Here is a 23,861-nt window from a genome sequence, read left to right as displayed (position 1 = left end):
AACTAAGACTCCAAAGGCGTTGCAGGTCGGTGACCTACACGTCAGGTCGGCTGAGCGAATACGGGACGGGACACTTGACCACCACACAGACCGCGGATCAATCGGACGTGCGGGCCACCAACCTCGCCGCCGTGCTGAGCCATCTGCGCGCGCACGCCCCCTGTTCGCGGGCCGCCATCGCGTCCGGCACCGGCTTGAACAAGGCCACCATCACGAGCCTCATCGGCGACCTGATCGACCGCCGGCTGGTGCGCGAGACCCAGCAGACGCAGAACCACGTCGGCCGTCCGGCCACCCTGCTGGTCCTCGACGGTTCGGCCTTCGCCGCGATTGGTCTGGAGGTGAGCGCCCGCGGTCTGACCGTTGCGGCGTTCGACTCGGCCGGTGGGCAGTTGCTGCGCTGGCACCGAGCCGTGCCGGCACCCGACGCACCGCCGGCCAAGATGGTGGCCGCGATCGCCGCGCTGGCCCGGCGTGCCGTCAGCACCGTGCGCAATTCCGGCCGCCAGGTCCTCGGCCTGACCGTCGGCGTACCTGGTCTGGTCAGTACGGACGGCTCCGTGGTCGTCGCGGCCGGCCTCGGCTGGCATGACGTCCACCTCCAGGACGACCTGATCCAGGCACTGGCCAACCCGCCGTACCCGGTGACCGTGGACAACGACGGCAACCTGGCCGCACTGGCCGAGCATCGCTACGGGCCGCACGCCGGAGCCGCCGATCTGATCCATCTGACCGGTGAAACGGGCATCGGCGCGGGCGTCATCTGCGACGGCCGCCCGCTGCGCGGACATCTGGGGTACGTCGGCGAGGTCGGCCACATCCAGGTCGCGCCGAACGGGCCGTTCTGCGGTTGTGGCCGGCGCGGTTGCCTGGAGGCGGTCGCGAGTATTCCGGCCATCCTGGACCGCGTTTCGCCACTCGGAGACCAGCCCGATCCGGACATGGAAGCCCGGCTCGACGAGTTGGTACGCCGCGCGGAGGCGGACGAGCCTGCCGTCACCAAGGTCCTGCTCGAGGTCGGCAGTCAGCTGGGTCAGGGCATCTCGGTGTTGGTGAACGTGCTCAATCCCGGCCTGGTGGTGCTCGGTGGCTCCTACGCCACCCTGGCCCGTTGGCTTGCGGGTCCCATCGACAAGGAGCTGCGGGAGCGTTCGATCGCGCCTGATGCCGGTGGTTGCGTGGTGACCGCGTCCACCTTCGGAGCGGACGCGACGGCCGTCGGCGCGGTGGCCCGCTCGCTCGACCAGCTCGACGCCGGCCGGTTGCCCACGCTCTGATTTGTTGCCGCTGCTGTCGAACGGTCGTCGAACGGCGGTCTGCCCCTTGACCCTGGGGACAGGGGATGCGAGCCTCGGTTCCACTCCGTCGTAACACGGCCGTCACAAGCCGCGACGGATCTTTTTTCAAGCTTTGTCGAAGCGCTTCGACAGCACTCAGTCGAGGTACTTTGATCCGCCCGCCGTCGCGAGATGGCCGAGATCCACCGGAGTTCGATCCCGATGAGCCGCTCCACCGCCGCCGCCCCCAGCTTCCGCGATCAGGCCCCTGACGGGATGCGGTCTGTTCGCGGCCGGGTGGCCGATCTGCTCGGCCGCTTGACCGTGGACGAGAAGCTGCGGCTGCTGCACCAGCACCAGGGCGCCATCCCCCGGCTCGGTATCGACGTGTTCCGCACCGGCACCGAGGCGCTGCACGGCGTCGCCTGGCTCGGCCCCGCCACGGTGTTCCCGCAGGCGATCGGGCTGGCCAGCAGTTGGAACCTGGCGCTGATCCGGCAGGTCGGGGACGCGATCGCCGACGAGGTGCGAGCCTTCCACCACAAGGACCCCAGCGGCGCCGGCCTCAACGTCTGGGCTCCGGTGGTCAACCCGCTACGGGACCCGCGCTGGGGACGCAACGAGGAGGGCTACTCAGAAGACCCCTGGCTCACCGGGCAGATCGCGACCGAGTACTGCCGCGGGCTGATCGGCGATGACCCGAACCGGCTCAAGACGGCTCCGACGCTGAAGCATTTCCTTGCCTACAACAACGAGACCGATCGCTGCATCACCTCGAGCAACCTGCCTCCGCGAGTGCTGTACGACTACGACCTGCCGGCTTTCCAGGCGCCGCTGGAAGCCGGTGTCGCGTTCGCGGTCATGCCGTCGTACAACCTGGTGAACGGTCGCCCGGCGCATCTGAGCCCGTTGATCAACGACGTGGTCCGCGGTTGGACCGACCATGACTTGTTGTTCGTCAGCGATGCCGGCGCGCCCGCGAACCTGACCGAACTGCAGCACTACTTCCCTGATGGCGCATCCGCGTACGCCGCGGCGCTGAAGGCTGGGATTGACAGCTTTACGCAGGATGACGCGAACTACGAGCCGAGTGTTTCCAAGCTTCGGCAGGCCCTGACCGATGGACTGCTGGTTGAGGCCGACATCGATCGGGCCGCCTCGCGGGCGCTCGAACTGCGCTTCCGGCTTGGCGAGTTCGACTCCTCGACGTACGACGCTCCTGATCCGGGCGTGGTGAACTCGCCGGCGCATCAAGCCCTTGCCCGGCAGGCCGCGCGCGAGTCCATCGTGTTGCTCAAGCACGAATGCGGGCTGCTGCCGCTGCGCGCGGATCTCGCCCGCGTTGCGGTCATCGGCCCGCTGGCGAACGCGTTGCACGAGGATTGGTACTCCGGCACCCTGCCGTACCAGGTGACGGCTAGGGACGGGCTCGAGGCGCGCCTCTCCCCTGAATCGGTGGTGTATTGCGAGGGCGTAGACCGGATCGCGTTGCGGACCGATGGCGGGTATCTCGCCGCGACCGAGGTTGGTCAGGCCTTGCGGCTGAAGGCGACGGCCGATGAGGACAGCTGGTTCGACCTGTTCGATTGGGGTGGCGGCGCGGTCGCGTTGCGCTCGGTGCGGAATCGCCGGTATCTGTCGATCGCGGACAACGGCGAGCTTGTCGACGACCAGCCCGGGCCGAACGGATGGGAGGTCAAGCAGACCTTCCGGCTGGTCGAGACGGCAGATGGGCGTACGGCCGTCCGCCACCTCAGCAGCGGTTGTCTGCTGACTGTCGATGCGGGTGGATCGGTTCGGCTTTCTGACGACTCGGAATCGGCGGCGAGCTTTGTCGTCGACACCGTTATCGATGGTGCTGCGGCTGCGGCTGCGATTGCTGCCGCAGCGGAGGTCGCGATTGTTGTTGTTGGCAACCATCCGCTGGTGAACGGTCGCGAGACCGAGGACCGGGCGGATCTCGAGCTGCCGGCTGGCCAGGATCGTCTGGTGCGCGCGGTGCATGCGGCGAATCCGTCGACTGTGTTGGTGATGTCCAGTAGCTATCCGTTCGCGACTACTTGGGCGCAGCAGCACTTGCCGGCGATTTTGTGGTCGTCGCATGGCGGTCAGGAGTATGGGCACGCTTTGGTTGAGGTCTTGTTCGGCGATAGCGATGCTTCTGGGCGACTGCCGCAGACTTGGTATCGATCGGCTGCGGATCTGCCCGACTTGCTCGATTACGACATCATCGGGACGGACGCGACGTATCTGTACTACCGTGGGAAACCCCTTTATCCGTTTGGGTTTGGGTTGAGCTACACGACGTTCGACTACAGCGATCTGCAGCTCGACGCGGGCACGATGACGGCCGATGGTGAAGTGCGGGTGTCGGTCACGGTTACCAATACTGGCGCCAGGAGCGGGACCGAGGTGGTGCAGCTTTATACGCACCAGCAGCGTTCTCGGGCCAAGCAGCCGCTGCGCCAGCTGCGCGGGTTCAGCCGGGTTTCGTTGGAGCCCGGTGAGACCAAGACCGTCGAGCTGATCCTGCGGGCTCGGGATCTGGCCTTTTGGGACGTTACGACTGGGCGCCGGTGTGTCGAGATCGCTCGGCACAGTGTGATGGTTGGGCGTTCGGCGACGGATCTCTTGCTGACGGCGTCTGTTGACGTACAGGGTGAGCGGATTTCCGATCGGCGGGTGCTTGGGGTTCCGTTGCCTGCGACAACTTTTGACTCGTATTGTGCCGTGGTGCTGGCCGATGCCGCGCCGGATCGTGGTGATTCGGTACGGGCGCTGGAGGCGGGGAGTTGGATCGCCTTTGATGCGGTCGATTTCGGTGCTGGGGTTGGCGTGGTTGGCGCGCGGGTTGCGCGGGATCAGGCGGCGCCGGCGACGCTCACGCTGCGGTTGGACGACCCGTTGCATGGTCCGACGCTCAGCACCATCGACGTACCTGCCACTGGGCATCGGCATGTGTGGCAGACGGTGACGACTGCGACAGCTCTCGCCGATGGCACGCACACCCTCTACGCGGTCTTCTCCGATGAGGGGACCTTTCTCGATCAACTCACTTTTGAACCGACATCCCGGAAGCAGGAAATCGCTGAATGACGGATTACACCCCTCGTAAGGAAGACAAGTTCTCGTTCGGTCTGTGGACCGTGGGCTGGGAAGGCGTCGACGTTTTCGGTACGGCGGTCCGCGCGCCGCTGGATCCGGTCGAGGCCGTACACCGGCTGTCGGAGTTGGGCGCTGCGGCGGTGTCGTTCCATGATGACGACCTGGTGCCGGATGACGCGGCGCGGCTGCATCAGCTGGAGCGGTTCGGCAAGGCGCTCGCGGAGACCGGCATGGTGGTCGAGATGGCCACTACCAACCTCTTCAGTCATCCCGTTTTCAAGGATGGTGGGTTGACCGCGAACGATCGGTCGGTACGCCGCTACGCCCTGCAGAAGGTGTTGCGCAATATCGATCTAGCGGCCGAGTTGGGTGCGACGACCTACGTGTTGTGGGGTGGTCGCGAGGGTGCCGAGTCGGGTGGTTCCAAGAATGTTGGTGCTGCGCTGGATCGGTACAAGGAGTCGATGGATCTGCTGTGCGCCTACGTGCGCGAGCAGAACTACGACATCCGCTTTGCGATTGAGCCCAAGCCGAACGAACCACGCGGCGACATTCTCCTGCCGACGATCGGTCACGCGATTGCCTTCATCAACGATCTGGCCGATCCCGAGATCGTTGGCATCAACCCGGAGGTGGGCCACGAGCAGATGGCCGGGCTCAACTATGCGCATGGCATCGCGCAGGCGTTGTGGCACGGCAAGCTGTTCCATATCGACCTCAACGGCCAGCACGGCCCGCGGTTCGACCAGGACCTGCGCTTCGGTGCGGGCAACCTACGCGAAGCGTTCTGGACCGTCGACACGTTGCAAGGTCGGTACGACGGATTCGTCCACTTCGACTACAAGCCCCCGCGCACTGAAGACGCCGAGGGCGTGTGGGTGACCGCTGCCGCGTGCATGCGCAACTACCTCATCCTCCGCGACAAGGTCACCGCCTTCCGCTCCGACCCCGAAGTCTTGGAGGCACTCGCCGCCTCCCGGGTAGACGAGCTATCTCTCCCAACCCTCGCGCCCGGCGAGACCTTGGCCGACGTACGGTCCGAAACCTTCGACCCCAACGCCCTCGCAGCACGAGGCTTAGCCTTCGAACACCTAGACCAACTAGCCATGGAACACCTCCTAGGCGTCCGCTAACAACCACCCCGCCGCGCCCACCCCTCCGGCCGCGGCGGGGTTCCCTCCTCCCCCTACCGCGGGTAGTCACGTCCGCCCCTTCCCCCGCGAGTGGTCACGTCCGCCCCCCTCGCCCGCGAGTGGTCGCGTCTGACCACCTATGCGTTGACCCGCCTCGCCTTCTCTCCTTGCGTTGATTCGTCTGTATCCGCTCGCCCATTCCGCGGCGGGTCGATTGGTCACCGGCGTAGGCGGGCGGATTCGGACGCATCAACGCTAAACGCCTGCGACGAACCACTTGGGCCGAGTTGTGTTGGTGCCACCCGTCCCCTGAGCTCTTCCGAATTGTCAGGTGAACCCGGGCCGCGTCAAGGGCTCCATCACCTAACGGTGAAGCTAGCCACTGCGATGCTCTGGTCTTGCCGGTCCTGACCGAGGTTCGCGGCCGGAGTCCTGGTTCGGGTGCCAAATAGACGGCCCGGAACCCAGGACTTGACGGGATAACGCACGAATTCGACCAGCTTCCCGATTGGACTGGACGTTTTCCGCCACCCGAAAACGTCCAGTTCGCTCGGGAAGATGGTCGAGCCGCCGACGTCTGCCGAGGCGCGGGGTGGGCTAGATGCGACCACTCGCGGCAGAAGAAGCAGACGGGCGACGAGGGAGTGGGGCGAGGCTGCTAGGGGTGTTCGGTGAGGGTGAGGGACATGGTTGCGTTGGGGATGGGGAGCGATAGGGCTTCGGCTTCGATGGTGGATCGGGTTTTGGCGGATAGGGGGTCGGCGAGCTTGGCGTTGATGTGGCCGGAGCGGCGGCCCCAGGTGCCGATGGTCTTCGAGGTCGACCGGCAGAAGTTCGGGCGCGAGCATTCGCCAAATCTCCTGGGCGTCTGGCTTCGAGACGCCTGCCCACCAAGCGAAAGCGTCCACGGTGGTGGGACCGAACGCGTGCAGATGCCGGCGGGCGAGCTCCTTGTGCGCCTCCTCGAAGTCGATCTCCGGACGTGGCACCTCGCGGACGTACAGCGCGCTGGTCGTCCAGCGCAGGGCCAATCGCCCGCTGGCACAGGCGCCACGCGGGTCGAGGTCGGGGCCTAGGCCTCGGCGTTCGGTGCCGTCGAGTGAGCGGCATATCTTGTCGGCCAGGTCATCGATCGTGCGTCGTTCGTCCACATCTAGCGGCAGCCGGCCGATCGTGAACACCCCGAAGTCCTCCACGGGCAGGACGTAAACCGCCCAGCGCGGGCTGTAGGTCTGGATAAGGTCGGGGTGCTGCCAGGCCGAAGGTTCGCAGGAGTCGACTCTGGCGTGCATCCCGATCAACGCGTCGCGAGGTGCCGTGTCCTGCAGGCCAACCCAAGCAGCCCGCACGTACGAACCAGCAGGCAGCCGCTCGGCCAGGTTGTTCACGCCCAACCTGTACCGAACGGCCTGCTGATAACTCACCGAAAACGCCACGCAGCAATGTCTAACACCACCCACCGACAGAACCGCGTCAGCGCAGAACGGTCACCTTGAAGGAATCGCAGGTGCCTTCGATGACCGTGGCGTGGGCCTGGCCGTTTTCGAAGGACAGGTCGAGTACGGCGGCCGTCATACCGGCGTTGCCAGGAAGGGAAACGCGGGCGTGCTGCCCTTCGGCCGGGCGGTACCACCTGAGGTCAACGCCCTCGGCCCAGTCGTACTCGGGTCGGTCGTCAACGGCGCCGAAGGCCAGTACGGCGCCTTCGCGGACGAAGACGGGCAGGCTGTCGAAGTCGTACGTCTGGGTGATCCACCTCGAACCCTCGACCTGTTCGCCGCTGAGCAAGTGCGTCCACGTCCCAGCCGGGAGGTAGAACCGCACCTCCCCGCTACGGCTCATCACCGGCGCGACGAGGATGTCCGGGCCCAACATGTACTGGCGTTCGAGATATGCCACGGCCGGGTCGTCGGGGAACTCCAGCACCATCGGCCGCATCATCGGCGTACCGGCCGAGTGCGCCTCCTCGGCGACCGTGACCAGGTACGGCATCAGCGCGAGCTTGAGCTTCGTGAACTTCCGCAAGACCTGCACGGCCTCTTCGTCGAACGCCCACGGCACTCGGTACGAGCCGGAACCGTGCAACCGCGAGTGCGACGACAACAACCCGAAGGGCACCCACCGCTTGAACACGGCGGCATCCGGCGTTCCCTCGAAGCCGCCGATGTCGTGACTCCAATAGCCGAAGCCCGACGCCGCCAACGACAGACCGCCGCGGAGGGATTCCGCCATCGCCTCGAACGTCGATTCGCAGTCACCACCCCAGTGCACCGGGAACTGCTGCCCACCAACCGTCGCGGACCGGGCGAACAGTACGGCCTCGCCCTTCCCGCGATTCTCCTCCAGCAGTTCGAAGACGGCCTGGTTGTACAGCTGGGGGTAGAAGTTGTGCATGCGCTGTGGATCCGAGCCATCGGCCCAGACCACGTCGGTCGGGATCCGCTCGCCGAAGTCGGTCTTGAAGCAGTCGACCCCGATGTCGATCAACGCCTGCAACTTCGACCGGAACCACGCCGTCGCCGCCGGATTGGTGAAGTCGACGATCGCCATCCCGGCCTGCCACATGTCCCATTGCCAGACCGAACCGTCCGGCCGTCGCACCAGATAGCCGAGCTCCCGGCCTTCCTCGAACAACACCGAACGCTGCGCGATATAAGGGTTGATCCACAAGCTGATCCGCAACCCGCGCGCCTTCAACCGGCTCAGCATGCCGGCCGGATCCGGGAAGGCCTCCGGATCCCAGAGGAAGTCGCACCAGTGGAACTGCCGCATCCAGAAGCAGTCGAAGTGGAACACGCTCAACGGCAGATCGCGATCGGCCATCCCATCGACGAACCCCGTCGTGGTCTGCTCGTTGTAGTCGGTGGTGAACGACGTCGACAACCACAACCCCATCGACCACGCGGGTACGCGCGCCGGACGGCCGGTCAGCGCGGTGTAGCGGCGCAGCACGTCCTTCGGGCCGGGTCCGCCGAAAACGTAGTACTGCATCACCTCGTCCTCGACGCTGAACTGGTTACGCGAGACCACCTCGGACCCGACCTCGAACGACACCTCGCCGGGATGATCGACGAGTACGCCGTACCCCGCGCTGCTGAGGTAGAACGGCACGTTCTTGTACGCCTGCTCGCTCGACGTACCGCCATCGGCGTTCCAGATGTCGACGACCTGGCCGTTCTTGACCAGCGGGCCGAACCGCTCCCCCAGCCCGTAGACGGTCTCGCCGACTCCGAGTGCGAGTTGTTCGTGCAGATAGCGGCGGCCGTTCGGATCGGTCAGCAGGCCGATGCTGCGGGCGTCCGATCCGGTGAGGAACTTGCCGTCGCGTTCGAAGCGCACGTCCCACGGTCCATCCAGCCGGACCACGACCGACAGCTCGCCGGTGGTGAGGCGCGCGGTGTCCGCGGTGACCTCGACCTTGATCGCGTGATCGGTCTCAGCGGTCAGCGCGAAGGCCGGACGCTTGGGCTGGCCGCCGGTGTGGTGTTCGATCCGTACGCCGATCACGTCCGGCGCGGGTGAATTGAACGTGACGGTGAACAGCGGCTGGTTGAGCGTGTCGCCACGGCCCGCGATCGTCTTGGCCGGGGCGAAGACCGTCAGGGTACGGTCGCCCGCCTCCACGCTCTCCACGCCGGCCGGCCGTAGCCGCGTCAGGCCCCGGCGCAGTTGCCAATAGCCGTCGGTGAACTTCATCGGTGGTCGTGCCTTTCGTCGGTCCGGCGGTCATTTGACTGCGCCCGCGGTGACCCCGCGGGTGAGGGTGCGCTGGAAGAGCAGGAAGAAGATCACCGTCGGCAGCAGACTGATCAACGCGCCGGCGTTGGTCGTCGTCGCGTCCATCAGGCGATCGCCCTGCAGTGAGGCCAGCGCGAGGGGAACCGTCTGGGTGCTGTTGTCGATCAGCATCACCAGCGGAATGAAGAACTCGTTCCAGGTCCAGATGAAGAAGAAGATCAGCAGTACCGAAAGCGTCGGCCGCAACGTCGGCACCACCACGCGCCACAAGGTCGTCCAGCGGCTCGCGCCATCGATCGCGGCCGCCTCGAGCAACGCCTTCGGGAAGGTGCCGAGCACCGAGGCGAGCAGGTAGGTGCCGAACGCGCTCTGGATGACGGTGAAGATGATGATCACGCTGAGCCGGCTGTTGTAGAGGCCGGTTTCTTTAGCCAAGAAGTACAGCGGATAGACGAGCGCTTCCTGCGGCACCATGTTTGCCAGCAGGAACAACCCGACGATCCAGACCCGGCCGCGGACCCGGCCAACGCCGAGCGCGTACGCGTTGAGCAGGGACAGTACGACGCCGAGCACTGCGACCGAGCCGGAGATCACGATCGAGTTCAGCAGCTTCTGCTCGAACCGCACCTGACGCCAGTACGTCGCGAGGCCGTCGAGCTGGAACGAGTCCGGCCAACTCAACGGGCCGTTGCCGGAATAGTCGGCCGGGGATTTGAAGGCGTTCAGCAGCATCAGCGCGAACGGCACCAGCACCAGGGCGGCCGTGAACACCAACAGCGCGAGCACCAGCCAGCGCATCGGGCCCTTGCGGTACCGATCCGGATCCCGCCTGGATCGGGTCATCGCGGCCATCAGCGTTCCTCCGCGGATTCGGTTCGGCTCTGGATTCGCAGGAACGCGAGACTGACGATGACGATCAACAGCGTCAACGCGGTCGCCACGGCAGCGCCGTACCCGACTTGAAGCTTGTTGAAGAAGGCGTTGTAGGCGAAGTACGACGGCACGGTGGTCGCGTTGTTCGGGCCGCCGCGGGTCAGCGCCCAGATCGGGCCGAACACCTTCAACGCCGCGATCGTGCAAGTCAACGCGACGACGAACGTCTCCGGCCGGATCTGCGGCAGGGTGATCGCCTGGAACCGGCGGAACCAGCCGGCGCCATCGATCTCGGCGGCCTCGTACAGATCAGGGTCGACTCGCTGTAGCGCGGCCATGAAGATGACGACGGGATAGCCGATCTGGACCCAGATCATCACCAGCATGACCATCGGCAACGCCGTCCGCGGATCGCCCAGCCAGTCGTGACTCAGCCCACCGAGGCCGATCGCGTTCAGCAGCGCGTTGAAGGCACCATCGGGACGCAGCAGCCAACCCCAAAGGATGCCGGCGACAACTACCGGAAGGACTTGCGGAAGGTAGAAAGTCGCCCGCAGGAACGACGCGGTCTTGTTTCCGAACCTGCGGCCGATGACGTCGAACAGGGTCGAAGCGAGCAGCAGGCCGATGACGGTCGGCACGATCACCATCGCGACGACCATCGCGAGACTGTTGCGGAACGAGCCCCAGAAGACGTCGTCCTGCAGCAATCGCGTGTAGTTGTCAGCTCCGATGAACCGCGGCGATCCGACTCCACTCCACTTCGTCAGGGAGAGGTAGATGTTGGCGCCGAACGGCACGGCCACGATCGCGATGAACGCGACGGCTCCTGGCAGTAGGTACCACCAGAAGCCTGCCGCGGAACGCCCGAGTTGGCGGGCGCTCATCCGTTCTCGATCTCCTGTACGCCGTCCGTGTAGGCCTTCGCGAAGTCCGTCAGCACCTGGTCGGTGGTCTTCGACCCGTTGATCAGGGATTGGCCGCCGGCCACCAGAACGTCGTAGTAGCCGGGGACGGGCCAGTCGGGGTAGAACGCCAGACCGTCGGCCTTGGTGATCGTGTCGAAGTTGGCGATCAGTTCCTTGTTCTTCGCGTCGGTCACCTTCGACAGGTCTGCCCGGACCGGTACGCCGCCCTTCTCACCGAGGATGTTCTGGATCTCGGGGCGCATCGTGATGTCGATGAAGTCGTACGCGAGCTTCTTGTTCTTGGAGCTCTCCGGTACGACCCAGAGGTTGCCCGACGAGCCGAGGTGCAGCTTGGTCTCCGGGAAGAGGAACGTGCCCCACTCGAACTTCTTGATCTCGGCGGCGAAACGGCCGTACCACCAGGATCCGCTGAAGATCATCGGCGTCTTGCCCGCCATGAACGCCGTACCCATGTCCTCGGCCTTGAGGCTCGCGGACTGCTTGGAGATGTACCCCTTGCTCACCCACTCCTTGAACGTGTCCGCGCCGTACTTCACCGGGTCCTTCGTGAAGTCCACCGGGCTCTTGTACAGCTGGTAGTCGTCCACGAACTTGCGATCGGCCTTGGACAGCGCGAGCTGGTAGTAGAGCTGGCCGGCCGGGTACTCCGCGCCTGCCATCCCCAGCGGCGTGACCTTCTTGGCGACGAACGTGTCCATCGCCTGGGTCAGCTCGGCCAGGGTCTTCGGCACGGCGACACCGTGTTGCTTGAAGAGGGCCTTGTTGTAGTAGACCATCACGTACTCGCCGTAGTTCGGGATGCCGAACCACTTGCCCGAGCCCATCACGCCCTTGTCGTCGTACTTGGCGGTGGTCTGCAGGCTCGGGCTCAACGCCTTGTCCCAGCCGCGGCTCTCGGCCTCCTCGGTGAGGTCGGCGAGCAGCCCCTTCGACGACAGCAGGCCGGCCGTGGCGTTGCCCTTGTTGTACTCCATCACGTCGGGCGCCTGGTCGGACGCGAGGATCATCGACGCGTTCTGCTGGATCTGCTCGAACGCCTTCCGCTCGAACTGGACCTGTACGCCCGGGTGCTCGGCCTTGAACACCTCGATCGCCTTGTCCCAGGCCACGCCCATGGCGCTGTCGGCACCTTCGTAATGCCACAACTTGAGCGCGCCGCCGCCCGCGTCGGCCCCCTTGTCGTCCCCACTGCCGCATCCGGCCAGGACCAAGGCCAGCGCGGTCAACGCGGCCCCTACTGCAACGAATCCGCGGGCAGACCGCATGACTGTCTCTCCTTCTGACGAGTGGTCGCTACTACTCCGAAGGACCCGCCCAGAAGCTGCCGGGGATCACTATCGAGGAGTACTGTCGAAGCGCTTCGACAAAGCTAGGGGACCGACCCACCACCGTCAATACGTCAGCCCCTGCACATGCTCGAGGGGATCTGTGGAAAACCCCTCCGCGCGGTGCCTCGTTGCGCTTGTACACGCGCCACACAAGGAGGCACCTCGCGAGAGAGTTCTCCACAAATCGCCCCAAACGTGTGCGGTGCTCGGCCAGCCACCATGGGCTCGCCATCCACAGGCGCACCGCATTCCGCGTCCGACCGTCGCGAGGTTTGCAGAGGCGGCCCGCATTCGGCGTCCGACCGTGGCGGAGAGCGCAGGCGGGTCGCCTTCTGCGTCCGACCGTGGCGGGTTGTCCGAAGGCGCGCCGCATTGTGCGTCCGACCGTGGAGGGGGCTGCGCAGGCGGGGCGCAGTTCGGGTCCGGCCGTGGTGGGGGTGTGGAGGTGGGGGCGGTTGTCTTATTTGTCGGAGGGGGCATATCTGGTCCGCCTGGCGAACGGGGCAACGTTGGCGTGGTGGACCAGATGTGGCCGCTCCGGCAAAGCGGAGACGTGGAGGCGAGAGGTGGAGGGGGCCGCGGCGGGAGGGGGCCGCCGCGGCCCCGAGGGAGGAGTCGTCCAGGGGGTAGGCGTTAGAGGGGGGAGGCTAGGCGGTAGTAGGCCTGGTTCCAGCGGATTTCTTTGGTTAGTTGGCGGGTGGTGGTGTCGGCGTCGATGACCAGGAGTTCGGTGCGGGTCATTTCGGCGAGGTCGGTGAGTTCTTCGGTGCCGACGGCGCTCGACAGGACGGTGTGGTGGGGGGCGCCGGCCATCAGCCAGGACTCGGCCGAGGTACGGAGGTTGGGGCGGGGTTTCCAGACGGCGCGCGCAACCGGGAGGCTGGGCAGCGGCTCGTCCGGCGGTACGACGTCGATCTCGTTGGCCACCAGGCGGAAGCGATCGCCCAGATCGGCCAGCCCGACCACCACGGCCGGACCAGGATCCGCGTCGAAGACCAGGCGGACCGGATCCTCCCGGCCGCCGATCCCGAGTGGGTGGATCTCCACGGTCGGCACCCCGCCGGAGATCGTCGGGCAGACCTCGAGCATGTGCGCGCCGAGGATCCGCTCCTCCCCCGGCACCAGGTGATACGTGTAGTCCTCCATAAACGACGTACCACCGGCACGCCCGGCGCCCATCCGCTTGACCGTGGCGAGCAGCAGCGACGTCTTCCAGTCGCCTTCACCACCGAACCCGTACCCGTCGGCCATCAAGCGCTGTACGGCGAGACCCGGCAGCTGCCGCAAACCACCAAGATCCTCGAAGTTCGTCGTGAACGCGCCGAAGCCGCCATCCGTGAGGAACCCGCGCAGCCCCGCCTCGATCCGGGCCGCATACCGCAGCGACTCGTGCCGCTCGCCTCCCACCCGCAAATCGCTAGCGACCTGGTAGACGTCGTCGTACTCCTTGACCAAGGCATCGACGTCAGCATCGGAGACCTCGTCGACCGCCAGCACCAACTCGTTCACGGCGTACGTGTTGACCGAGACGCCGAACCGATGCTGCGCCTCCACCTTGTCGCCTTCGGTCACGGCAACCCCACGCATGTTGTCGCCGAAGCGCGCCAGCTTCAGCGAACGCATCGCCGCATAGCCGACGGCCGCGCGCGACCAAACCCCGATGCGGCGGCAGACGTCGGGATCACTGACGTGCCCGGCCACGGTCGTCCGCGCGACACCAAGGCGGGTCTGCATGAAGCCGAACTCCCGGTCGCCATGCGCGGCCTGGTTCAGGTTCATGAAGTCCATGTCGATATCGGCCCACGGCAGCGCGACGTTCGCCTGCGTGTGCAGGTGCAGCAGCGGGGCGCGCAGCGCGTCCAGACCGGCGATCCACATCTTCGCCGGGGAGAACGTGTGCATCCAGGCGATCACGCCGACACACTCGGGCGCGATCGACGCCTCCTGGCAGATCCGCTGGATCGCGTCGGGCTCGGTGAGTACCGGCTTCCAGACGATCCGCGGGCCGATCTCGTCCGACTGGCCGAGCTCTGCCGCGATCTGCTGCGACTGGGCGGCGACCTGGCGCAGGGTGTCCTCGCCGTACAGGCCCTGGCTTCCGGTCAGGAACCAGATCTCACCGGCGGCTTGCGTCGTCATATGGCTTTTTCTCCTCAAGTCAGCGCTGGCCGTAGGCGGTGCGGTATCGCTCGTGCAGCCGGTCGATCGCGACCGGATCAATCGGTACGACGTCCCCGCCGGCGCGGGCCAGGTGCACGGTCCGGGCGACGTCCTCGCACATCACCGCGGCCTTGACCGCGGCGGCCGGATTCGGTCCGATCGTGAACACGCCATGGTTGCGCATCAGCACCGCGGGCGATCGATGCGCCTCCAACGTGGCGACGATGCCCTTGCCGATATCGTCGTTGCCGATCAGCGCGAACGGGCCGATCGGGATCTCCCCGCCGAACTCGTCCGCCATCGCGGTCAGTACGCACGGGATCGGCTCACCGCGCGCAGCCCAGGCCGTGGCGTACGTCGAGTGGGTGTGCACGACACCACCGACCTCCGGCATCGCGCGATAGACGTACGCGTGGGCGGCCGTATCGCTCGAAGGCGCCAGCTCACCGTCCACCAGCTTGCCGTCGAGGTCGCACACGACGATCGACTCGGGGGTGAGATCGTCGTACGAGATGCCGCTCGGCTTGATCACGAACAGGTCTTCGCCCTCGACCCGGCCGGAGACGTTGCCGGCCGTCCACGTCACCAGCTGGTACCGGACCAGCTCGGCGTGCAGCCGGCACACGGTTTCGCGGGCGGCTTCCACGGCGCGGCTCATCGGGCCACCTCATTCCGGATCGAGCGGAGACGATGCAGTACGTCGGTACTTCCGGCCGCTTGGGCGCTGAAGTGGTCGTGCAGTTCGTGGTAGATCCGGTAGAGCTCGTCATACCGGTCGCTGCGGCTCTCGTCCGGCACGTACGCCGCTTCGGTCCGGTCGCCCATCGCGGCCGCGGCCGAGGCGATGTCGGGATAGGCCTTCGCGGCGACGGCGGCGTGGATGGCCGAACCGAGGGCGGGCCCCTGCTCGGCACCGATGACGGAGATCGGCCGCCGCAGCACATCGGCGTACGTCTGCATGAGGAACTTGTTCTTCAGCAGACCGCCCGCGGCAACGAACTCGCCGACCGGAACGCCGCTGGACTCGAACGCCTCGATGATGGTCCGCGTGCCGAAGGCGGTCGCCTCGATCAGCGCGCGATACGTGTCCTCCGGGCGGGTGGCCAGGGTCTGACCGATGATCACGCCGGACAGGTCGTGGTCGACCAGCACCGAGCGGTTGCCGTTGTGCCAGTCGAGCGCGACCAGCCCGTGCCGGCCCACCGGTTGCGCCTCGGCGAGCGTGGTCAGGTATTCGTGCACGGTCTGACCGCGACGCTCGGCCTCCGCGACGTACGCCGCGGGCACGGCCGTGTCGACGAACCAGCCGAAGATGTCGCCGACTCCTGATTGCCCGGCCTCGTATCCCCACAGGCCCGGCACGATGCCTTCCCAGACCACGCCGCACATGCCCGGCACGTCGGCGGCCTGGTTCGACGACATCACGTGGCAGGTCGACGTACCCATGATCGCTACCAGTTGGCCAGGGCGGACCGCGTCGGCCGCGGCGGCCGTGACGTGGGCGTCAACGTTGCCCACGGCAACGACTGTGCCTTCGGTCAGACCGGTCCAGGCGGCGGCCTGTGCGGTGAGTATGCCGGCCTCCTCCCCCAGACCCGACAGCGGATGCTCGAGCTTCGCCGTGAAGTCCGCGAAGCGGGGATCCAGCGCGGCCAGGTACTCGCGGGACGGGTACTGCCCGTCTTGGTGGATGCCCTTGTAGCCGGCGGTACAGACGTTGCGGCTCTCCTGGCCGGTGAGCTGCCAGATGATCCAGTCCGCGGCCTCGATCCAGCGCTCCGTACGGTCGTACAGCTCCTGGTCCTCGTCCAGGACCTGCAGCGCCTTGGCGAACTCCCACTCCGAGGAGATCTTGCCGCCGTACCTCGGCAGCCAGGACTCACCGCGCTCGGCGGCGAGTGCGTTGATCCGGTCGGCCTGCGCCTGGGCCGCGTGGTGCTTCCACAACTTCGGCCAGGCGTGCGGCCGGTCGGCCAGGCCGTCGACCTCGCAGAGCGGGGTGCCGTCGGCGAGGGTCGGCAGCACCGTGCAGGCGGTGAAGTCGGTGCCGATCCCGATCACGTCGGCCGGGTCGACGCCGGCTGCGGTCAAGGCCACGGGCACGGCCTCACGCAGTACGTCGAGCCAGTCAGACGGCGCCTGCAATGCCCAACTCGGCCCGAGCGGGACGTTCGAACCGGGCAGGCTCTGCTCGATGACGCCGTGCGAGTACAGGTGCTCCGCCGTGCCGAGTTGTACGCCGTCCGCGACCCGCACGACGACGGCCCGGCCGGACAACGTGCCGAAGTCGACTCCGACGACACACGCGTTGCTCACGCTCACTATCTCTCCCGGCGCAATCTCTTGGTTCGCTGACGTGACTTGCTCACCGGCTCGGGCAGGGCCGGCCGCGTGGATATTGTTAGCGCTAACAATACTATCTGGCAAGGGCTAATCCCGCATCGCGGCCGACGAACACCAGCGGTACGGCGGCGCGGCGTGGCGATTCCCCGGGACTGCCACGCGGCGGTGTATTAGCGTGTGACTCAAATGGCCGTCACCATGCGAGACGTCGCGAAGCACGCCGGCGTGTCCCCCAAAACCGTGTCGAACGTGCTCAGCGGCTTCCCCCACATCCGCGAGACCACCCGGCAGCGCGTGCTCGCCTCGGTCGAGGAGCTCGGGTACCAGCTGAACCTCTCCGCCCGGAACTTCCGCTCCGGCCGGACCGGCATCATCGGCCTCGCCGTACCGGAACTGAGCCTGCCGTACTTCGCCGAGCTCGCGGACGCGGTCATCAGCGCGGCCGAGGAGCACGGTCTGACCGTGATGATCGAGCAGACCGGCGCCAAGCGGGAGCGCGAGCTGACCGTGCTGTCGAGCGAGCGCGGCCAGCTCGTGGACGGCCTGCTCTTCAGCCCGCTCGCGCTCGGCCCCGCCGACGCGGACCGGCTGCGCACGACGACCCCGCTGGTACTGCTCGGCGAGCGCATCTTCCGCGGCCCGGTCGACCACGTCGCGATCGACAACGTAGCCGGGACGCGCGCCGCGGTGGAGCACCTGATCGCGGCAGGCCGTCGCCGGATCGCCGTACTCGGCACCCACCCGGGCGAGCAGGCTGGCACGGCCGCCATCCGGTACGGCGCGTACCTGGAAGCAATGGAGGCCGCAGGCGTCCGGCCGGTGAAGAAGCTCGCAATGAAGGCCGGCCCCTGGCACCGCTCGACCGGCGCCGAGGCGATGGAACAACTGCTGGCCTCCGGCAACCGGTTCGACGCGGTGATCGGCTTGAACGACACGCTGGCCCTCGGCGCGATCCGCGTTTTGACGCGCCACGGCGTGCGGATTCCGGACGATGTCGCCGTTGCCGGATTCGACGATATCGACGAGGCGCGGTACAGCACGCCCACCCTCACCACGGTGGATCCGAGCCGTACGGAGATCGCCCGGATGGCGGTCGAACTGCTCGTCCAGCGGATGGGCGGCGACCAGGCCGAATGGCGCGAGATCACCGCGCCGTACGCCCTCCGGATCCGCGAGTCCACCGCCGGAATCGCCTGACCCGCAGCCTGATCCGCGGGCATTCCACCGATCCTGGCCAGGCCTTGACGCCCGTACAGCGTGCGTGCATCATCGCCTTTACACCGGTGTAAACGTGTCGTAACGAGCCGCCCCCACAGCCTTCGCAGCGTGCCGGGGCGTGTTTGCCAACCGCCAGGAGGACACGCGATGCACCCTGCCCGCAAACCCATCCCACCCCGCACCACCAGACCGTCCCGACGCGCCGTCATAGCCGGAGCACTGGCCGGTGGTCTCGGCCTGGCCGGCGGCCTGAGTGGTTGCGGCAGTTTCAGCGGCCGCCCGCGAGTCCGGGAGTGGAACCTGTTCGGCGGTGGCGACGGCGCCCGGCTGTTGCAGATCCACGAGCAGTTCGTTGCCGAGCACAAGGATCTCGACTTCCAGGCGCACACGCTCGCGTGGGGTCCACCGTTCTACACGAAGCTGGCGATGTCGGCCGCGGGCGGTCGTGCCCCCGAAGTCGCGACGTTGCACCTGTCGCGGTTGAAGGGATTCAGCCCGACCACCTTGCTCGACCCGATACCGCTTGACCTGCTGGCCGCCGAGGGCGTGACGGAGGCGGACTTCCTGCCGGAGACGTGGCAGCGATGCCTGGTCGACGGCCAGTTGTACGCCGTACCGCTCGATCAGCATCCGTTCGTCATGTACTACAACACGGAGATCTGCAAGAAGGCCGGGCTGCTCGGGCCCGACGGCCTGATCAAGCCGGTCAAGGGTGTGGACGCGCTCGTCGAGATGATGCGGGCGGTCAAGGACGTCACCGGCAAGTTCGCCGCTTCGGTGGAGACGACGAACCCGTGGCGCCTTTGGTGGACGCTGTACGGGCAACTCGAGGGCCCGTTCTTCGACGAGAGCGGCACCCGGCTCGCGCTGGACGACGACAAGGCGATCGAAGCCCTGCAGCTGATGTCGAAACTCGCCACCGACGGTCTGACGCCTCGCTCTGCCGACTACGCGGCGCTGGTCGCGACGTTCACCAATGGCGATGCCGGGTTGAGCTTCAACGGCGAGTGGGAGGTCACCACGTACCAGGCCGCGAAGATGCCGTTCGGGATGGCACCGTTCCCCCAGGTGTACGACGTACCGCGTTGTGCTGGTGATGCGCACACCTTCGTGCTGCCCCACCAGAACGGCCGGAGTGCGGCGGACACCAAGGCCACCATCACGTATATCGCCTGGATGCTGAAGCACAGCGCCGCCTGGGCCGCGGGCGGGCACATCCCGGCGTATCAGCCAGTTGCCAAGGGCGCCGAGTATTTGGCGCTGCAACCGCAGGCGAACTACCGCTCAGTCGCCACGGAAGTGCAGTTCGACCCGGACGCCTGGTTCAGCGGATCGGGCGCGCAGTTGCAGAACGACGCCGGCGCGGCCTTCTCCGGCGTGTACGCGGGCCGAGCGACGCCGCGGCAGGCGCTGGACCAGTTCAAGGCGGCTGCCCAAAAGCTGCTCGATACTCCGTCCCCTGTGTCCGGTAGGAGTTGATATGGCCGTCACCACGATTTCCCGCTCGCGCGCCAAAGTCCGCACCGAGGGACCGCCGTTCAGCGAACGGTGGGGCGGCCTGTTGTTCGCCGCGCCCTTCCTTATTTTGTTCGCCTTTTTCCTGCTCTGGCCGACGGTCAGCGGGTTATGGAATAGCTTCTTCGACACCAGCCTGGCCGGCGTTCAGCGCGAGTTCCTCGGTTTGCAGAACTGGCGCGAGATGTTCAACGATCCGGCGGTCTGGGCCTCGCTGAAGAACACGCTGGTCTTCACGCTGATGAGCACTCCCCCGCTGGTCGTAATCGCCTTGGTAATGGCGCTACTCGCCAATCGGAAAGGCTTTCTCGGCTGGTTCCTGCGCTTCTCGTACTTTGCGCCATTCGTCTTGCCGGCAACGGTCGTGACGCTGATCTGGGTCTGGATCTACCAGCCCGGATTCGGTCTCGTAAACGGCATACTCGGCTCTGCCGGACTGGCCGAGATCGACTGGCTCAATACCGAGAACCGGGCCATGCTCGCGGTCGTCATCACGACCGTCTGGTGGACGGTTGGCTTCAACTTCCTGCTCTATCTCGCTGCTCTGCAAGGGATTCCTGAGCAGGTGTACGAGGCGGCCGCGATCGACGGCGCGAATGGCTGGCACAAGCTTTGGCGCATCACCCTGCCGCTGATGAGCCGCACGACCGGTCTGATCGTCGTACTGCAACTGGTGGCGTCGCTGAAGATCTTCGACCAGATCTACCTGATGACCGACGGCGGGCCGAACTTCAGCACCCGGCCGATCATCCAGTACATCTACGAGAGCGGCTTCACCAGTTACCGGATCGGCTATGCGTCCGCGATCTCGTACATGTTCTTCGCCGTCATCGTGATCGTCTCGATCGCCCAGTTCAAGCTCTTCTCCGGGAACAAGGAGGCGGGCCGATGAGCACCGCCGTGATCGGTAGACCCCGCTTCGACTTCGGCAAGGTGGCGCTCGCCGTCGGCGCCGTACTGCTCGCGCTGATTTGGCTCGTACCGCTTGTCTGGGCGCTCGACACGTCGCTCAAACCCGAGGCCGAGACCACGCAGACGCCGATCACCTGGTGGCCGGCGGCACCCACCTCGGCGGCGTACCAGAGTGTGCTGGAACAAGGCTCGATCCTGCGCTGGTTCCTGAACAGCACGATCATCGCGGTACTCGTCACCTCTCTCACCCTGGTGGTGTCGGTGCTGGCGGCGTACGGCTTCTCGCGGATGGACTTTCCCGGGCGGAAGCCGTTGTTCGGGCTGCTGGTGGCCGGGATCCTGGTGCCGCCGCAGGTGCTAATCGTGCCGCTGTTCGCCGAGATGACCAGTCTGCGACTCGTTGATACCTATTGGGGTGTGGTGCTGCCGCAGGTGGTCGCGCCGGTGATGGTGTTCGTACTGAAGAAGTTCTTCGACGGAGTCTCGCGCGATTACGAAGACGCGGCCCGGGTCGACGGCGCGACTCGGTCCCGGATCATCTGGAGCGTGATGCTGCCGATGTCGCGGCCCATTCTCGGTGCCGTCGGCATCTTCACCTTCATCGGTGCCTGGAACAACTTTCTCTGGCCGTTCATCGTCACCACCGATCCGTCGATGATGACGATTCCGGTCGGTCTCGCCAATGTGCAGGGGTCATACGGCCTGCGGTACGCCCAGATCATGGCGTCCGCCGTGCTCGGCGGACTCCCCCTGCTGATCATCTACGCACTATTCCAACGACACGTCGTCCGCGGCGTGGGAGATGCGGGGATCAAGGGATGAAACGACTTCTGGCCTTAATTACTTGCCTTTTGCTGACGATCGGTTTGCCCGCGAGCGCGGCGCCTGCGTTGACGGGTGACCTGCGGACGCATGATCCGGCGCTGATTCGCACGGGCGATGACTGGTACGTGTTCTCCACCGGCGACGAACGGGTGGGCGGTGGCACGGTTCAGATCCGCCACTCGAGCGATGGCAAGCACTGGACGTTCGCGGGCACGGTGTTCGACCGGATCCCCGCCTGGCTTTCCACCGAGGTGCCGGGCGTCTCGAACCTCTGGGCGCCGGAGATCGTCAAGCGCGGCAGCACGTACTACCTCTACTACTCCGCCTCGACGTTCGGCTCGAATCGGTCGGTGATCGCGCTCGCCACGAACACCACGCTGAACCCGCGCGATCCGGCGTACCGCTGGGTCGATCGGGGCCTCGTGCACCGGTCTTTGCCGACGGACGACTACAACGCGATCGACCCGGGCATCATCACCGATGGCCAGGGAGTTCCGTGGATGGCGTTCGGGTCGTTCTGGAGCGGGATCCGGATGATCCGGCTGCAATGGCCATCGGGGCTCGCCGCTCCCGGTCAGGGCGCACCACTGCGACTGGCCGACCGGCGCGAACCACCGAACGCGGTCGAGGCGCCGTACGTCGTGTCGCGTAATGGCTGGTACTACCTCTTCGTCTCGTTCGACTTCTGCTGCCGTGGTACCGACAGCACGTACAAGATCGCCGTCGGGCGCTCGCGTTCGGTCAGCGGGCCTTATAGCGACAAGGCCGGCAAGGCTTTGTTGCAAGGCGGCGGCACGGTCATCTTGAGCAGCAGCGGACGCAAGATCGGCCCGGGCGGCCAGTCCGTCTACGGCAACACGCTCGCCCACCACTACTACGACGCGGACGCCAACGGTGACTTCCGCCTCGATCTTCGCCAGCTCAGCTGGGGTTCGGACGGCTGGCCGCGTGTCAGCTAGTCCTGAATCCCCCACCACGACAGGAGCCACCTCGTGACCTCTGCCTCTCTCACCCTCGACCCCGCCTTCCGCATCGCGCCGGTGAATCGGCGGACCTTCGGCTCGTTCGTCGAGCACATGGGCCGTTGCGTCTACACCGGTATCTACGAGCCCGAGCACGCGACGGCCGACGAGGACGGCTTCCGCAAGGACGTGCTCGAGCTCTGCCGCGAGCTCGGGGTCTCGGTCGTTCGCTACCCCGGCGGCAACTTCGTCTCGGGCTACCGCTGGGAGGACGGCGTCGGACCTCGCGAACAGCGGCCGCGCCGGCTCGACCTCGCCTGGCACAGCGTCGAGACCAACCAGTTCGGCCTGGCCGAGTTCGACCGGTGGTGCACCAAGGCCGGGGTGGAGCCGATGATGGCGCTCAACCTCGGCACTCGCGGGGTGCAGGAGGCGCTGGACCTGCAAGAATACGCAAACCACCCGAGCGGTACGGCGCTGTCGGATCTGCGCGCGGAACACGGCGTACCCACGCCGTACGGCATCAAGCTGTGGTGCCTCGGCAACGAGCTCGACGGCCCTTGGCAGGTCGGCCACAAGACGGCCACCGAGTACGGACGCCTCGCGGCCGAGACCGCCCGGGCGATGCGAATGGTCGAGCCCGACCTGGAACTCGTTGCCTGCGGCTCGTCGTCGCGCGGCATGTCGACCTTCGGCTCGTGGGAGCAGGAGGTGCTGCGGGAGTGCTACGAGCTCGTGGACCACATCTCGGCGCACGCCTACTACAACGACGAAGAGGGCGACACGGCGTCGTTCCTCGCGTCAGCCGTCGACATGGACCGCTTCATCGACTCGGTCGTCGCGACCGCGGACGGGATCGGCGCCGAGCTCAAGAGCGATAAGAAGATCGGCATCTCGTTCGACGAGTGGAACGTCTGGTACGGCAAGCGCTCCATGCGCACCGACGGCCCGGGCGACCAGTGGGAGGTGGCGCCGCGACGGATCGAGGACGAGTACAACGTCACCGATGCCGTTGTCGTCGGCAACTTGCTGATCTCGCTGCTGCGGCACAGCGATCGCGTCGCGGTGGCGTGTATCGCCCAGCTGGCCAACGTGATCGCGCCGATCATGACCGAGCCCGGTGGCGCGGCCTGGCGGCAGACCACCTTCCACCCGTTCGCGATCACGTCGCGGCTTGCCGCCGGTCAGGTCCTGCGGGTCGAGCTGGATGCGCCGTCGATCAACACGGCCAAGTACGGCGAGGTGGCCGGCGTCGACGCGGTCGCGACGTACGACGAAGAATCCGGCGAGTTGGCCGTCTTCCTGGTCAACCGCAGTCTCGAGGAGGCGGTCGAGCTGTCGATCGACACTTCGCGTACGCCGGTCACGGGCGTGCGCGAGGCGGTCAGCATCCACGATGACGACCGGAACGCGTTCAACACGGCGGCACAGCCCGATCGCGTCACGCCTCAGCCCAACACCTCGGTCAAGGTCGACAACGGCAAGCTCACGCTCACGCTGCCCGCCACCTCGTGGACCGCCCTGCACCTCACCACCCGCTGAT

General features: G+C 66.4%; 17 protein-coding genes. 9 read left to right on the top strand and 8 right to left on the bottom strand.

Features of this window, described 5'->3' with window-relative positions:
* The first annotated feature begins 74 nt into the window (after positions 1-74).
* The 3 genes from OG394_RS01305 (at position 75) to xylA (ending at position 5,515) form a co-directional block, all read left to right on the top strand.
* Positions 75-1,277, top strand: a complete 1,203-nt coding sequence (locus tag OG394_RS01305) for an ROK family protein (RefSeq protein WP_328992876.1) — start codon at positions 75-77, stop codon at positions 1,275-1,277.
* A gap of 192 nt (positions 1,278-1,469) precedes the next feature.
* Positions 1,470-4,373, top strand: coding sequence for a glycoside hydrolase family 3 protein (locus OG394_RS01300; protein WP_328992875.1), 2,904 nt, complete (start codon positions 1,470-1,472; stop codon positions 4,371-4,373).
* Entirely contained in the window at positions 4,370-5,515 is a 1,146-nt protein-coding gene (gene xylA / locus OG394_RS01295; RefSeq protein WP_328992874.1) for a xylose isomerase, read from the top strand. Before OG394_RS01300 ends, xylA begins: the two co-directional genes overlap by 4 nt.
* 359 nt (positions 5,516-5,874) lie before the next feature.
* On the opposite strand, the gene OG394_RS01290 is transcribed toward xylA, so the two are convergent.
* The 8 genes from OG394_RS01290 to araB form a co-directional block, all read right to left on the bottom strand.
* Positions 5,875-6,939 (bottom strand): DNA glycosylase AlkZ-like family protein, encoded by a 1,065-nt coding sequence (locus OG394_RS01290; RefSeq protein ID WP_328992873.1) that lies wholly within the window; start codon positions 6,937-6,939, stop codon positions 5,875-5,877.
* Positions 6,940-6,988: 49 nt separating this feature from the next.
* Complete coding sequence (gene yicI, locus OG394_RS01285; RefSeq protein WP_328992872.1) at positions 6,989-9,211, bottom strand: alpha-xylosidase; 2,223 nt, start codon at positions 9,209-9,211, stop codon at positions 6,989-6,991.
* A 30-nt stretch (positions 9,212-9,241) separates the two neighbouring features.
* Positions 9,242-10,105 carry a carbohydrate ABC transporter permease gene (locus tag OG394_RS01280; protein WP_328992871.1) on the bottom strand — a complete coding sequence of 288 codons (864 nt, stop codon included), beginning with the start codon at positions 10,103-10,105 and terminating at the stop codon, positions 9,242-9,244.
* Positions 10,105-11,013 (bottom strand): carbohydrate ABC transporter permease, encoded by a 909-nt coding sequence (locus OG394_RS01275; protein WP_328992869.1) that lies wholly within the window; start codon positions 11,011-11,013, stop codon positions 10,105-10,107. The genes OG394_RS01280 and OG394_RS01275 overlap by 1 nt, the downstream gene beginning before the upstream one ends.
* Entirely contained in the window at positions 11,010-12,320 is a 1,311-nt protein-coding gene (locus tag OG394_RS01270) for an ABC transporter substrate-binding protein (protein WP_328992867.1), read from the bottom strand. Before OG394_RS01270 ends, OG394_RS01275 begins: the two co-directional genes overlap by 4 nt.
* Before the next feature lie 696 nt (positions 12,321-13,016).
* Complete coding sequence (araA, locus tag OG394_RS01265) at positions 13,017-14,522, bottom strand: L-arabinose isomerase (protein ID WP_328992866.1); 1,506 nt, start codon at positions 14,520-14,522, stop codon at positions 13,017-13,019.
* Between the two features lie 19 nt (positions 14,523-14,541).
* Entirely contained in the window at positions 14,542-15,201 is a 660-nt protein-coding gene (locus tag OG394_RS01260) for an L-ribulose-5-phosphate 4-epimerase (protein WP_328992865.1), read from the bottom strand.
* Positions 15,198-16,865, bottom strand: a complete 1,668-nt coding sequence (gene araB, locus OG394_RS01255) for a ribulokinase (RefSeq protein WP_328992864.1) — start codon at positions 16,863-16,865, stop codon at positions 15,198-15,200. Before araB ends, OG394_RS01260 begins: the two co-directional genes overlap by 4 nt.
* 207 nt (positions 16,866-17,072) lie before the next feature.
* Between araB and OG394_RS01250 the strand changes: the two genes are divergently transcribed.
* The 6 genes from OG394_RS01250 to arfA all read left to right on the top strand — a co-directional run bounded on the left by OG394_RS01250 (position 17,073) and on the right by arfA (position 23,860).
* Positions 17,073-18,083, top strand: a complete 1,011-nt coding sequence (locus tag OG394_RS01250) for a LacI family DNA-binding transcriptional regulator (RefSeq protein WP_328992863.1) — start codon at positions 17,073-17,075, stop codon at positions 18,081-18,083.
* Positions 18,084-18,251: 168 nt separating this feature from the next.
* Complete coding sequence (locus OG394_RS01245) at positions 18,252-19,583, top strand: extracellular solute-binding protein (protein ID WP_328992862.1); 1,332 nt, start codon at positions 18,252-18,254, stop codon at positions 19,581-19,583.
* A gap of 1 nt (position 19,584) precedes the next feature.
* Positions 19,585-20,511 (top strand): carbohydrate ABC transporter permease, encoded by a 927-nt coding sequence (locus OG394_RS01240; protein WP_328992861.1) that lies wholly within the window; start codon positions 19,585-19,587, stop codon positions 20,509-20,511.
* Positions 20,508-21,353, top strand: a complete 846-nt coding sequence (locus tag OG394_RS01235; protein WP_328992860.1) for a carbohydrate ABC transporter permease — start codon at positions 20,508-20,510, stop codon at positions 21,351-21,353. Before OG394_RS01240 ends, OG394_RS01235 begins: the two co-directional genes overlap by 4 nt.
* Entirely contained in the window at positions 21,350-22,315 is a 966-nt protein-coding gene (locus OG394_RS01230) for an arabinan endo-1,5-alpha-L-arabinosidase (protein ID WP_328992859.1), read from the top strand. Before OG394_RS01235 ends, OG394_RS01230 begins: the two co-directional genes overlap by 4 nt.
* A 33-nt stretch (positions 22,316-22,348) precedes the next feature.
* Positions 22,349-23,860 (top strand): arabinosylfuranosidase ArfA, encoded by a 1,512-nt coding sequence (gene arfA / locus OG394_RS01225; protein WP_328992858.1) that lies wholly within the window; start codon positions 22,349-22,351, stop codon positions 23,858-23,860.
* Position 23,861 lies beyond the last annotated feature (1 nt).

This window comes from Kribbella sp. NBC_01245, assembly GCF_036226525.1.
Lineage (GTDB): Bacteria > Actinomycetota > Actinomycetes > Propionibacteriales > Kribbellaceae > Kribbella.
Note: the sequence above shows the minus strand (reverse complement) of the source record. Positions and strands in the feature narration are given on the sequence as shown.

Excerpts from the sequence above, each read along its gene's own strand:
- OG394_RS01250 (WP_328992863.1), top strand. The coding sequence starts at position 17,073 with ATGGCCGTCACCATGCGAGACGTCGCGAAGCACGCCGGCGTGTCCCCC.
- araA (WP_328992866.1), bottom strand. The coding sequence starts at position 14,522 with ATGACGACGCAAGCCGCCGGTGAGATCTGGTTCCTGACCGGAAGCCAG.
- OG394_RS01230 (WP_328992859.1), top strand. The coding sequence starts at position 21,350 with ATGAAACGACTTCTGGCCTTAATTACTTGCCTTTTGCTGACGATCGGT.
- OG394_RS01280 (WP_328992871.1), bottom strand. The coding sequence starts at position 10,105 with ATGGCCGCGATGACCCGATCCAGGCGGGATCCGGATCGGTACCGCAAG.
- OG394_RS01260 (WP_328992865.1), bottom strand. The coding sequence starts at position 15,201 with ATGAGCCGCGCCGTGGAAGCCGCCCGCGAAACCGTGTGCCGGCTGCAC.
- OG394_RS01270 (WP_328992867.1), bottom strand. The coding sequence starts at position 12,320 with ATGCGGTCTGCCCGCGGATTCGTTGCAGTAGGGGCCGCGTTGACCGCG.
- xylA (WP_328992874.1), top strand. The coding sequence starts at position 4,370 with ATGACGGATTACACCCCTCGTAAGGAAGACAAGTTCTCGTTCGGTCTG.
- OG394_RS01235 (WP_328992860.1), top strand. The coding sequence starts at position 20,508 with ATGAGCACCGCCGTGATCGGTAGACCCCGCTTCGACTTCGGCAAGGTG.
- OG394_RS01275 (WP_328992869.1), bottom strand. The coding sequence starts at position 11,013 with ATGAGCGCCCGCCAACTCGGGCGTTCCGCGGCAGGCTTCTGGTGGTAC.
- OG394_RS01240 (WP_328992861.1), top strand. The coding sequence starts at position 19,585 with ATGGCCGTCACCACGATTTCCCGCTCGCGCGCCAAAGTCCGCACCGAG.
- OG394_RS01300 (WP_328992875.1), top strand. The coding sequence starts at position 1,470 with ATGGCCGAGATCCACCGGAGTTCGATCCCGATGAGCCGCTCCACCGCC.
- yicI (WP_328992872.1), bottom strand. The coding sequence starts at position 9,211 with ATGAAGTTCACCGACGGCTATTGGCAACTGCGCCGGGGCCTGACGCGG.
- OG394_RS01245 (WP_328992862.1), top strand. The coding sequence starts at position 18,252 with ATGCACCCTGCCCGCAAACCCATCCCACCCCGCACCACCAGACCGTCC.